The organism is Flavobacterium endoglycinae (genome assembly GCF_017352115.1).
Taxonomy (GTDB): domain Bacteria; phylum Bacteroidota; class Bacteroidia; order Flavobacteriales; family Flavobacteriaceae; genus Flavobacterium; species Flavobacterium endoglycinae.
In genome coordinates, this window is the sequence record NZ_CP071448.1 from 4,051,021 (window position 1) to 4,064,197 (window position 13,177).

The 13,177-nt window shown below is 36.1% G+C and carries 10 protein-coding genes; all 10 read right to left on the reverse strand.

The window, feature by feature from the left end; all coding sequences use genetic code 11:
- Window positions 1-11: 11 nt before the first annotated feature.
- The 10 genes from cysK to J0383_RS18125 all read right to left on the reverse strand — a co-directional run bounded on the left by cysK (window position 12) and on the right by J0383_RS18125 (window position 13,172).
- Window positions 12-932: a cysteine synthase A gene (gene cysK / locus J0383_RS18080; protein WP_207295371.1), complete on the reverse strand. Its 921-nt coding sequence runs from the start codon at window positions 930-932 to the stop codon at window positions 12-14.
- Window positions 933-970: 38 nt separating this feature from the next.
- Entirely contained in the window at window positions 971-2,629 is a 1,659-nt protein-coding gene (locus J0383_RS18085) for an arylsulfatase (RefSeq protein ID WP_207295372.1), read from the reverse strand.
- A 588-nt stretch (window positions 2,630-3,217) separates the two neighbouring features.
- Window positions 3,218-4,477, reverse strand: coding sequence for a YeiH family protein (locus tag J0383_RS18090; RefSeq protein WP_207295373.1), 1,260 nt, complete (start codon window positions 4,475-4,477; stop codon window positions 3,218-3,220).
- 104 nt (window positions 4,478-4,581) lie between these two features.
- Complete coding sequence (locus J0383_RS18095; protein ID WP_207295374.1) at window positions 4,582-6,198, reverse strand: sulfatase-like hydrolase/transferase; 1,617 nt, start codon at window positions 6,196-6,198, stop codon at window positions 4,582-4,584.
- 210 nt (window positions 6,199-6,408) lie between these two features.
- Window positions 6,409-7,122, reverse strand: a complete 714-nt coding sequence (locus J0383_RS18100) for a thioredoxin domain-containing protein (RefSeq protein ID WP_207295375.1) — start codon at window positions 7,120-7,122, stop codon at window positions 6,409-6,411.
- Between the two features lie 4 nt (window positions 7,123-7,126).
- Window positions 7,127-8,188 carry a sterol desaturase family protein gene (locus J0383_RS18105; protein WP_207295376.1) on the reverse strand — a complete coding sequence of 354 codons (1,062 nt, stop codon included), beginning with the start codon at window positions 8,186-8,188 and terminating at the stop codon, window positions 7,127-7,129.
- A 239-nt stretch (window positions 8,189-8,427) separates the two neighbouring features.
- Window positions 8,428-9,021, reverse strand: coding sequence for a DUF1214 domain-containing protein (locus J0383_RS18110; RefSeq protein WP_207295377.1), 594 nt, complete (start codon window positions 9,019-9,021; stop codon window positions 8,428-8,430).
- Between the two features lie 25 nt (window positions 9,022-9,046).
- Window positions 9,047-9,598 (reverse strand): DUF1254 domain-containing protein, encoded by a 552-nt coding sequence (locus tag J0383_RS18115; RefSeq protein WP_207295378.1) that lies wholly within the window; start codon window positions 9,596-9,598, stop codon window positions 9,047-9,049.
- A 59-nt stretch (window positions 9,599-9,657) separates the two neighbouring features.
- A complete protein-coding gene (locus J0383_RS18120; RefSeq protein ID WP_207295379.1) occupies window positions 9,658-11,574 on the reverse strand; it encodes an arylsulfatase in 1,917 nt (638 codons plus the stop codon).
- A 125-nt stretch (window positions 11,575-11,699) separates the two neighbouring features.
- A complete protein-coding gene (locus J0383_RS18125) occupies window positions 11,700-13,172 on the reverse strand; it encodes a RagB/SusD family nutrient uptake outer membrane protein (protein ID WP_207295380.1) in 1,473 nt (490 codons plus the stop codon).
- Between the last annotated feature and the right edge of the window lie 5 nt (window positions 13,173-13,177).

Below are 13,177 nucleotides of genomic sequence, written 5' to 3' on the forward strand. Positions count from 1 at the left end.
TATTTAGTTTTTTATGAGAAAAAATCAAATAATTCCTCAACAGAAAGATAACGTTCTCCGGTATCGTAATTAAATGTAAGGATTACGGCATCTTCAGGGATATTTTTTATCTTTTTTGAAACAGCTGCTAATGCCGCTCCTGTAGAAATTCCACCAAAAATTCCTTCTTCTTTCGTTAGTTTTTTTGCAAAATTGAAAGTATCATTCTTTTCGATTGTGATAATTTCATCAATATAATCTCTGTTAAAAACTTCAGGAATAAATCCAGCTCCAATTCCTTGTAAAGGGTGAGGTGCCGCAATTCCGCCGCTTAAAACAGGCGAAAGTGCTGGTTCTACCGCAATGGTTTTTAAATTAGGGAAATGTTGTTTCAGAATTTTAGAAACTCCGGTAATATGCCCGCCCGTTCCTACGCCGGTAATGAGATAATCAATTCCGTCTGGAAAATCGGCTAGGATTTCCTGTGCAGTAGTTCGTTCGTGAACTTCAACATTGGCACGATTAGTAAATTGTGATGGCAGAAAAGCGTTTTTAATAGTCGAAGCCAATTCGTTTGCTTTTTCAACAGCTCCAGAAGTTCCTTTTTCTCTTGGAGTTAAAACATATTCTGCGCCGTAAGCTTCGATAATTTTACGTCGTTCAACACTCATTGATTCTGGCATTACAATAATTACTTTGTAACCTTTTACGGCCGCCACCAGCGATAATCCAATTCCGGTATTGCCAGACGTTGGTTCAATAATTATCGAATCATGGTTTAAAATTCCTCTTTTTTCGGCATCTTCAATCATAGCCAGAGCAATTCGGTCTTTTATGCTTGATCCTGGATTGGCTTTTTCTAATTTAATCCATACCTCGTGGGTTTTAAAAAGCTTGTTGAGCTTTATGTGCGGCGTATTGCCAATGGTTTCTAAAATGTTCTGATATTTCATGTGTTTGATATTTTACTAAATAAGTTTTGTGCGAGGCTTTACTTTTTCAGTGCGGCACCGCCCGGCATGGTTTCGGGTTTAAGTTTGAATTTACTGTATTCAACAACTCCGGTTTTATCTGCCCAGTCAAAATATAAGGCAGAAAGTTTGTTTACAATTCCCGGATTCTGCTGAGCGACATTGGTGGTTTCACCTCGGTCAGTTTCAAGGTTGTACAATTCCCATTCGTAAGAAGGATAAATAGAAACCAATTTCCATTTTCCGTCACGAACAGCTCTATTTCCCGCTCTTTCCCAAAATAATGGTGTGTCTCTTTCTACCTGCGAAACATTATCAAATAAAACAGGCAACAAACTTTTTCCAGCCAAAGCGTTTGTTAACACACCATTATATTCTTTTGGGTATTCTATTCCGGCAAGTTCATAAAAAGTAGGAGCAAGGTCAATAATGTGTCCCGTTCCTTTATCGATTCTTCCAGCTTTTATTTTTGATGGAAACCAAGCAATAAACGGCGAACTGAAACCGCCTTCGTGCATATTGTTTTTGTATTGTTGTAACGGAGTGTTCGATAAATAAGCCCAGTTTTGTTCCTGATAATCAAATGAGCCCGACGTTCCCACAGGTCCATCGTTTCGGACTAAACCTCTTCCAAGGGGATTGTAAGTGTTGAATCCGCCTTGAGCGCCATTGTCTGAAATGAAAATAATCAGGGTGTTTTTATCTTTTTTAAGTGCTTTTAGTTTGTCTAAAACCTTTCCAACATTCTGGTCCATATTGTCGACCATTGCAGCGTAGACTTCCATTTTGGCTTTCCAGAATTGTTTTTCGTCATACGTCAATTCATTCCATTCGGGTACTTCAGGATCTCTTGGCGCTATCGTCTGATCTGCTGGTAAAAGACCGCTGGCTTTTAGCTTTTGGATTCTTTTTTCTCTTAAAACATCCCAGCCTTCATCAAATTTTCCTCTGTATTTTGCAATGTCAACAGGTTTGGCTTGTAAAGGCCAGTGCGGAGCTGTGAAAGCCAAGTACAAAAAGAAAGGCTTGTTTTCTTTGTTCTGCTCGTCTAAAAAAGTAACCGCATTGTTTCCAATTTCATCTGTAAAATAATACGAATCATCTTTAGGATGCAGTTCTTCATTATTGCGGATTAATTTTACCGGATAAGGTGTTTTTCCGAAAGGAAGCGGTTTGGTATCAAAGTAGTTAGAAGCCCCTTTTAGAATTCCGTAAAATTTGTCAAAACCTCTTTGATTTGGCCATTGCGACTGATCTTCGGAACCCACATGCCATTTTCCTGATAAAAGTGTGCTGTAACCTCCAGAACGGAAAACTTCGCCTAATGTTAAAGATTCTTTGTTTAAATAACCTTGATAAGCAGGAAGTCCTAGATTAACATCGAAGAAACCGACTCCGGCTTTGTGCTGATATTGTCCGGTTAGGAGGGAAGCTCTTGTAGGCGCACAAATCGAATTGTTGTAAAATTCGCGTAGACGTAAACCTTCTGAAGCCAGTTTATCTAAATTTGGCGTCTTGATTTCTGAACCGTAATTTCCTAAATCAGAATAACCCATATCATCTACCAGTATTAAAATAATATTAGGTTTTGATGATGAGGTTTGAGCGTTTGAATTGTGTGAGCCTAACATTCCTAACGCTACGATTGAAAAAAACAATCTGGTAAATTTTGTATTCATTGTATTCTGTTTTTTGTTTGTTTAGTGATAAATATTCTTTTTAAAAAGGATCATTTCTGTTGCCGCAGAAATGATCCGGAGTAATCAAAAACAATTTTTAGTTTGTCGGCTTCATTTCATTTTTGATTTTATAACAGCGTAACTTCTCCTGAAACAAAATGTCTCAAACAGTTATTTACGGATCAATAAAAATTGGAATATAAGTTCCGTTAGATTTGTGTTTTTTGATTTTGGTTTTCAAAAGAATCATAACGGACAGGTAAAAGAATTAACAACAGCTGCACATATAACAAAAGGTGTTATAGGTGTATTTTTTAGGAAGAATGTAATACGTTTTGGTTGCTGTTGTTTTCAAAATGTAAGTTTTTAATTTTAAACTCTACTAATTCTATAGACAAAATTATATTTAAAATTGTAAAATCCAAATTAATCTTTCATTTTTTTTGAAAAAAGAAAGTTATACTCTGATTAATAAGTGTTTACGGTTTTTGTTTGAAATGGCTAAAATGAAAAAACCTACAGGAATTTAAAATCTGTAGGCTTTATTAGTTTGGAATAAGCTGGATTGCTGTTTTTTTATTTTTAAAATCAGCCGAAAAGCAAAAAGGCAATAATCAGCGTTACAATTACATTAAATAATTGGGCTATTAAAAAAGCGAATAAGGGCTTACGGCTGTTATAAGCTAGTAAATCTTTAAAATTAGTTTCTAACCCAATACTGGTAAAGGCTAACGCAAACCAGATTCCCTGCAGAGTTTTTAAACTGTCTTTTACAGTATCTCTTACTTCAGGTGTAATTAGAAAGGAAAAAATTAATGATGCTGCAATAAAACCAATTACAAATTTTGGAAAGCGCTCCCAAATTACTTTCAAAGTTGGTTTTGATTCAACCGCTTCAGCTGATTTGTTGTGACTATAGGTCCAATAAACTGAAATAGCAAAAGCAGCTAATCCTAATAAAACATTTTGAGAAAATTTTACAATCGTGCTGATTTTTAAAGCCGTTTCGCCAACCAAAGTGCCAGAAGCAACTACTGCTCCGGATGTATCAATGCTTCCTCCAAGCCAGGCTCCTGTTACTTCTTCGGGGAAATTGAAATATCGTGCGATTACCGGCATGAATATCATCATGGGAATTGCCGTAACCAAAACGATAGAAATTACATACGAGAGTTTTTTAGAATCACCTTTTATAGCTCCCGAAGTGGCAATGGCAGCAGAAACACCACAGATTGAAACTGCACTCGAAATCATCATAGTCAGTTCGTCATCGACTTTTAATTTCCGGCATAGCCAGAAGGCAAAATACCAAACAGATAAAACGATAATTAAAGCCTGAAATAATCCTAATGAACCGGCTTTTAGAATGTCTGAAAAGATAACACTGGTTCCTAATAAGACCAATCCAATTTTTACGAATAATTCGGTCGAAAGTGCATTTCGGAACCAATCAGGAAGTTTGAAGAAATTCCCAATAACGAGACCGATAAGCAGACTGAAAATTACGGCTTCTAAATTGAGTGCTTTTATTTCAGAATTTCCAGCAGCGAGAAGTGCCAAAAGTGTTAGAATATATACTATTGGGAATACTGCAAGAAAGTATTTTACTGATTTTCCGACCAAAAAGGTGCCAACAATTCCTATTGCAATAAGATACAAGAACTGGATGCCTATGATTTGCAGATTTTCGGAATTGAGAACTTTTTCTTTTAAGTCTGATACACTTGACCAGCTGAAAATAGGAATTTCAGGAAGAAAAATAAAAAGCGAAATTCCAATTATTAAAAATCCTAAAATTACGACTGTCCAGTCTTCGTGGATATTAAATTGTTTTGTTGAGTTTGACATCGTATGTGTATTTCCTTCACGGTTTTAAAACCTTGAAAATGATTAGTTATCCTTAAAAAATAAACTGCAAGGTTTTCAAAACCTTGCAGGAGTAAAAATGTTAGTTACAAATCGACAAAGTATTTTTGTTTTCCGAAATCAAATTCATAATGCATTAAATTAGGCCATAAAGGTTTTACAAGTCCTTTTTCCCAAGTTTGCAAAGCAGCCTGAAGTTCTTTTACTTTTTCAGGATTCTGAGCCGCGAGATCGGTTTTTTCAAATTTGTCTTTCGATAAATCATACAACCAGGTTTCGTGCGTTTTACCGCTGATGATTAATTTCCAGTTGTCGCTTCTAATGGCTTTTGCATCGCCGGAACGCCAGTATAAATTTTTATGCGCTTCTTTATTGTTGTTTACAACATCAACTAAATCAATTCCGTCGTAAACACGGTCTTTTGGAAAATCAGAATGTATCGCTGCAGCAATAGTGCTGAAAATATCTAGGGAAATTACTGGTGTTTTGTAAATTGTATGCGGTTTGATTTTTCCTTTCCACGAAAGTGCAAAAGGAACATTGATACCGCCTTCAAAATGAGAAAATTTTCCGCCTTTTAGTGGTGCGTTTGTGGTGGCAAAAGTATAATCGGCGCCGCCGTTGTCGCTGGCAAAAAAGATTAACGTGTTTTCTTCTAAACCTTCTTTTCGCACTTTTTCGCGAATTCTTCCAATGGCATCATCTAATGCGCTGATCATAGCAAAATAAACACGTTTGTTTTCGTCTTTTACATTTGGAAAACGGTCGTAATATTTTTTGCGGACTTGAAACGGCGTGTGCGGTGCATTGAACGGAACATAGAGCAGAAACGGTTTGTTTTTATTTTTATCGATGAAAGCTTCGGCTTCGTCTGCAAATTTTTCAGTCAGATATTCTTTTTCGTCAATAATTGTATTGTCTCTGCGAATTTGTCCAATCCCAACTCTTCCTTGCCCCCAGATTACTTTATCGGTAAAATCTTTATGGTGATGATTGATAATATCGGGATTATTATCTTCTGGAGCAAAAAGCGAGAAGGCCTGATAAAATCCGTAATGATAATCGAAACCTCTGTCTAAAGGGAAAAATCCTTTGTTATGTCCGAGATGCCATTTTCCAATAATTCCTGTACTGTAGCCTTTTCTTTTAGCTAAATCAGCAAAGGTAATTTCAGACTGAGGAAGTCCCTGCGTGGCAATAGAAGCGTCGTTTGGATATTCGATTTTTGGATTAAGTCTCCAATTGTTGGTGTTAATCAAATATTTGAAGGCATAATATTCTAAGTTATTTTTTGGATAACGGTCTCCTGGTTGAAATTCATGTCCAAAACGTTCCTGATAACGGCCTGTGAGTAATCCGGCGCGCGATGGTGAACAAATAGGAGCAGAAACATAACCTTCGGTAAAAGTAACGCCTGATGCGGCCAAAGAATCAATCTGAGGTGTTGGTGTTGATTTTCCGCCGTACAACGAAATATCGTATTTGCCTAAATCATCGGCAAGGAGAATGATAATATTGGGTCTTTTTTCTGTTGTAGAAGTATCTTTCTGCGATAGAAAAGCAGTTTTTCCTTCGGCTAGTTTTTTATTGTCTTGGATTAAATTTTCATTGGTATTTATAGGCCAGAACAAGAAAGCCGCCAGAAGCAGAAGTACGACTAAAATAGATACAACAATCTTGGTTATTTTTTTATATGCTGCCATGGTTTTTGGTTGGTTGTTAGTGGTTTAACACATAGAAACATAGAATTAGATGTATTTGAGAGAAGGTATAGGGAATAATTATTTCAAAATAGCACTATATGGCTTATTCGCAATGAAATGCCTTTGATATAAACTTTAAGACTATGTTTCTATGTGTTAAAATATTTTATTAATTGTGTAATAAATAGCTTTGTGAAAGTGTTAAAGCATTTATCGGGAAGCCAAAGCCGTATCTACATCATTTTTCAAATCTCCTAAACCATCTTTTTTGAAAATGATTTTACCGTTTTGATACAGAATTAAGGTAGGGAATACTTTTACGTTTTTTAAATCGGCAATGACCTGCGGGCTTTCTTCCAATTCAATTTCGATAATTTTTAGCTTTTCGCCGTATTGGCTTCTAAGTGATTCTAAAATTGGCTTTACGGTTTTGCACGTCGCACAATATTTTGAACCAATATCTACTAAAACATATTGATTTTCAGAAACTATTTTTTTGTATTCGGGCAATGATAATTTGCTTTTTAAATTGCTGTAAAAAGGTTTTCCGCCTCCAATCCAGCTGGCAATACCGCCTTCTAGAATATAGACTTCTGTAAAACCTCTTTTTCCAAGATCAGCAGCCAAAAGTCCGCTTCTATAAGCTGCAATCGAATAAATAAATACGGGTTTTGACGGATTTAAAGCTGTAACGTGTTTTTCATAATCTTCTGATTTGAGATTGAAATTAACTGCACCTTCAATGTGATTAAGTGCAAATTCTTCTGGACCTCTAGCGTCAATTATCTGCGGTTGTTTTTGGGCTTTTACTTTTGTGTAAAAGGCATCCAGCAGTAAATTGGCGCTTTGTCCTTGTGAAAAAACAGCAATTGTAATGAAGAATACAATTGCTGTTAAACTGAATTTTAGTTTTAAGCTTTTCATTTTATTATTGAACCTGTTCTAATACTGGAACTGGAGTTTCTTCAATTGGAATGGCTTTTGGTTTTGATGGAAGCGAAAGCACACCTTCGGCAAGAGAGCTTCCTTCTTTTTTAGATTTAAAAATCGGCCAAAGAAATTGTGCATACCATTCTTCTTGTTTATATGATTTTGTTCCGAAAGATTTTGGATATTGACGTGTGATTAATCCTGTTCCGAAGATAACGTCCCAGATAAAAAACATGTTTCCGAAATTTCCTTTAAAATGGCCAACACCGTCTCCGCTCGTATCAGCGTGGTGTGCGTGATGTGTTGCAGGAGTAGAAATTAGTCTTTCTAAAACCCATGCAATTGGGTGTAAAACTTTGTATTTGTAAAAAGGTTTGTCCCATGGAATGCTTGAGTGCGCTCCCAAAGTGATGAAACTTTTAATTACTAAAACAAACAAAGCCGGAAGTCCTAAACCTAAATAGGTTAGTGTTGCTGTTAGGTAAATCTGCGAAAAGAAAACTGTATAGATAAAATTTTGTCGAGAAGCCATTGCCATTCCCATATACGGAGCAGAATGGTGTGTTCTATGAAAACGCCACAAAAACGGAACCTGATGGTGAAGCCTGTGATACCAATACTGTGTTAAATCATCGGCAATTGCGATTAGGAAGAAACCTCCCCAAAACGGAACCCATGATAATGAATTGGCCAAATTTGGCAATAAATACGGCAAAGCAGTTAAGCTGAAAAATGCAATTACAGGAGGTAAAAGTAATTTTGGCGCTAAGAAACAAACAATGTCTATTTTACGTTCTTCGCCAGTCCATTCGTCATCGTATAAACCTGCGGCAAATTCTATAATTCCTAAAACGATCATAAACACCGTTAATCCCCAAGTTCGAATATTAGCAAAAACGGGCTGCGCAAACTCTAGAAAAGGAGGCAGTGTTAAGTGCGATTCACTTACAGCTCCGCCTGTTAATTTAAAATAAAGATAAATTGCCACGACCGGCAATGAATAAATAAAGAAGCTTATTGTTAAGTCTCTCGTTAGTTTTTCTTTTTGAACTATTGCCATGATTTCTTATTTTAAAAATTGATTTACTAGTGATAATCCTCCAGCTAAAATGGCCAGCGGAACTAAAAACAAGATTATCCCAACGACAATCTTTTTTCCTATAATTTCATAATCTACTCGTTTCATATCTCTTTGAATTTTAATTCTTTAATGTAAAACTAAATAAAATAACTGCTAATTCTATGGATTTGGTAGAATTTAATCATTTACTTTTTTAGTTTTTTGTTATAATTTTCATGTTATTTCACTTTTTGAATGCTTGGAAGCGTTTCAACCGTTAGATTTTCTCTCAATTTTTCTGAAGGTAAATACAAACGGATAATTAAAGTTACTTTTTGTACATTATTGATTGGGAGCCAGTTTTCTTTCTTTTCTGAACCCGAAAGGTTTATTTTATAAGAAGTACTGTCGGCTTCATATTTTACATCTTCTAGATTGTAGCTGTATTTGTTGATTGGGTTTTTAATTAAAAATCCATTTTCATCATAAGCGGTGATGCTCCAATATTTTGCATCCAGCTTTTTTCCATTAATAATGTAATCTGATTTTGGGTCTATTGCATTTCCTTCACTATCGGTATTTGTGCTTAAATAAATTACTTCTTTTTTAGTTAGAGCATAAGGTCCGTACACAGCAACTTGAGCAATTGTAAGCAAATCGGCTGTATTTAAGTCTTTATCTTTATCGACTGTTTTCCAATTTCCAATTGTGCGCTGCGAATCGCTTTTTCCTGATGCTATTTTATAAATGCCTATACCGCTTCCTAGAATTACAGCCAGAAGAATTAATCCTATCGCTGCTGCTATTTTCTTTATTTTTTGATTTAAAGCCATTTGAATTAATTTTAAAGTTGAAATATTAATTGGCTATTTTTTCGACTTTTACGCCGTGCTGCAATTGCGCTAACGTTTTTACCGGATAAGCCTTTGAAACTAGATAGCGAAAAAGGATTAATCCTTTTGTTGTAGGGCTGTAGATAATTTTTTCTTTTGGAATATCTTTTAATGCTGCAGAGGTACTTCCTTTTGGAGCCAGATAATATTCGAATTTTGATTTTACCTTTTCTTCGTTTTCAACAAAATAATTGGTTGTGTTTTCCTGATATGCAGATATTGACCAATAGGTTGAATCAGGCACAATTCCAGATATTTTGAGAATGTTTTCTTTTAAATCGTAATTAATCGTCGAATATAAAAAATCAGGATTTGGTAACGGAATCACTCTGCTGTTTTCTGCATTTGGCTGTTCTCCAAATCGGGGTGTATTGATGTAACCTTCGCTTTTTGAAGCAAATTTATTTTGAACGTAATACGGCGTTGCCCATATCGTTAAGTAGTAAAAACTTACTGCAATTACTACAAGAACCAAAGCGAAAATGCTTTTTTTAATAATTGGTTTAGTTGCTGCCATCTTTTACTTGATTTAAATTTCAGAGCTATTATAAATAAATAGCTCTGAAAAAGTTTTTTTTAATTAGTTGTACCTCCAGGTTTTGAAGCCTGTTTGATTAAATCAGAAACTGTTTTTCCTTTATCAGCTCCTGTATTATGAATTCTTCTGTTGTAAACATCCTGCCAGTCAATCAACGGATATAGATTGTTTTCTTTTGCCTGTTCATCAAATAATTTTTGAAGTTCAGCCAGTTTTTCAGGATATTTTTTTGCAAGATTGTTACGTTCGTTGAAATCTTCATTTAGGTTGTATAATTCCCAAACATCTGTATCGAAATTACTTGGAGCAGGTTTTTCGTTGTTTCCTAACGATTTTTTCACGGCAAATGAATCTGGTAAATGTGCTGCCGCTGCTTTCCATCCGTCTTTATAAATTGCTCTGTTTCCGAAGATGTAGTAATACTGCACTTTATGCAGCGATTCAGCTTTTGGATTGTCTAATGAAGCTTTGAAAGTTGAACCCTGAATAATATCTTGTTTGATATTTTTGATGTATTCTGGTGCTTTGATTCCCACAATATCTAAAGTTGTAGGCAGAATATCAGTTACGTGGCTGTATTGGTTTCTGATGCCGCCTTTGTCTTTAATTCCATTTGGATAGAAAACAATCAGCGGATTACGAGTTCCTCCTTCAGAATGAGCATCTTGTTTCCAGTTTTTGAAAGGAACGTTTGTTGCCTGCGCCCATCCTAACGGATAATTGGTATTTAAACCTTTTGCAGTTCCAATTTCTCCAATATTGTTTAGGTTGCTTTGAAAATTTTCTTCATCGGTTTTTCCTTGAGAGAATAAACTTTGATTAATGGTTCCTTGTAAAGTTCCTTCTTTACTGGCTCCGTTATCACCAATAGCCACAAAGATTAAGGTATTGTCAAGCTGACCACTTTCTTTTAGATAATTAACCACTCTTCCCACTTCAGCATCTGTATATGTTAGGAATCCAGCATAGACTTCCATGAATCTTGCATATACTTTCTTTTGATCTGGAGTCAGCTTTTTCCATTCTGTGATGAGAGGATTACGTTCTGGAAGCACAGCGTTTTGAGGAAAAATTCCTAATTTCTTTTGGTTTGCCAATACTTTTTCGCGGTAAGCATCCCAGCCTTCGTCAAATTTTCCTTTATACGGTTCAACCCATTTTTCAGCAACTTGATGAGGTGCATGAACGGCTCCCGGAGCATAGTACAAGAAAAATGGTTTTCCCGGCGCTGCTTTTTGTTGTTTTTGAATGTAGCTAATTGCTTTATCAGTAATTAATTCATTTAAATGACGTCCATCTGGTTTTATATGAACTTGATCTTCCACCAAATCAGGATTGTACTGATCGGTTTGAGAACCTAAGAATCCATAGAAATGATCAAACCCTTTTCCAGTTGGCCATCTGTCAAATGGACCAGCATCTGAAGCATCTTCATCTGGTGTAACTCCGTATTTTCCAACGGCAAATGTGTTGTAACCGTTGTCACGAAGGATTTCTGCAATAGTTCCTTTATCAGAAGGAATTCTTCCGTCCCAGCCAGGAAAACCAGCTGATAAAATAGTATGAGAAAATCCGCTTACGTGAACTCTTCCAGAATTTCTTCCCGTTAATAAAGCGGCACGTGTTGGGGCACAGATTGCAGTTGTGTGAAAGTTGGTATAACGTAAACCGTTATTAGCCAGATTCTCAAATGTTGGAGTAGAGATTAAACCTCCAAAGGCGCTTGATGCTCCAAATCCAACATCATCTAATAAAATCCAGACAATGTTTGGAGCTCCTTTTGGCGCTGTTACTGGATCTGGCCAGTATTCTTTAGAATCGGCTAAGGTTTTGCCAATTGTTCCTTTAAATTCTGATTGTTCTTGTGCTGTTCCTAATTGTGCAACTAGAAAAGCAGTAAGCAAAAGTCCTTTTCTAGAACTTTTGCCGATACTATTGATTTTTAATTTTTTCATGTTACTAGTTTTTTAGTTAAGGGTTTTTGGATAAGCGTTTTTTCAACACATAGAATCATCGTTTTGTTTCGAGTCTTTTTATCTGGAAATAGTCCTATGTTTCTATGTGTTAATATCATTCGCTGTTAATAACCAGGGTTTTGTGGTAAACCAATCGGATCAATATTTCTTTCGCTCTGCGGAATCGGATATAGGTTGTTTTTTTCTGAAACCGAGTTTTTAGCCGTTACTTTTTTAACTTCGGTAACCAAAGTTCCCCAACGAACTAAATCGTACCAGCGTTGTCCTTCCTGAACAAATTCTTTTTTTCGTTCTTCTTGAATCGCTGCTCTAAAGGTTGTTTGGTTTAAACCTACCAAATCTACGGTTGGATCTGGTGTTGTAATAGGTTTTCCGTAGGCTCTTCTTCTTACTTGATTAATTAGCTCAAATGCTTCAGGAGTTGGTGTTCCTTGTTCGTTTATGGCTTCTGCCAAAGACAATAAAATATCGGCGTAACGAATTATCGGAAAGTTGATTGCCACATTTGAAGGAGTTGCGAGATTGGTTAAATCCAAGTATTTTTTGAAAATTGGTTTCGGGAATGTATATAATGTTCCAGTTGTTGGGTTAAGAAGCTGTTTTGCGTAGCTTACATCTCTTCTTTTGTCTCCAGCTTCATAGATATCATAAAATAAAGCTACATCCGAGATAATATCTGCAGGCTCTGTGGCTGTAAATCCAGTAAATGAAGTGGCTTGAAAAGTACTTCCGCTGGAACCATTTCCAGCTTGATTAGGTTCAAACTGCACTGAGAAGATATGTTCTTTTCCGTTCTTTTTAGTTTTGGTAAAAATATCTTGAAAATCTTCGAACAAGGCATATCCGTAACCGCCATTTATTACTTCTCTTGATTTTGCAATAGCATTAGCCCAGTCTTTTCTCGTTAGGTAGACTTTTGCTAGAATTGCTTTTGCAGCTCCAGAAGTTGCTCTTCCAGCATCTGCAGAAGTGTAGGTAGGAGGTAAAGCTTCGGCATCAGTTAAATCTTTGATGATTTGTGCATATACTTCGTCTACAGTAGCCCTTTTTGATTTTAAACTTTCCAACTGAATAGAAGTTGGCTCGTGTAAAACAATTGGAACACCACCCCAAAGACGAACTGCTTGAAAGTATAGAAGTCCTCTTATGAATTTTGCTTCATTGATTAATCTTGTTTTTATTACTTCTGATCCAGAAACTTTCGGAATGTTGTCAATAGAAACATTGGCTCTGTTGATTCCGGCATAAATTTGTCTCCAAGCTACTTGTACACGATCTGAAGTTGCATCATGTGTTAAACTGCTCAAAGCTCTCACCTGCGGATTCGTTGCCGAAACTCCGGCAGCAGCATAATCTGTTGCCATATCGGTTAAGAAATACAGGTTTCTTCCAAATAAACTTTGCTCACCCGGATCTATGTTTAAAGAAGCATATACAGCAGTTACACTTGCCACAGCATCGTCCTGAGTTTTAAAGTAATTATCTTCGGTAGTAAAGGAAGTTGGTGTTACTTCCAGCTCCGTGCACGATACCAATAAAACGGTACTTAAAAGGAATGTTAGGATAATCTTTTTCATTGTAT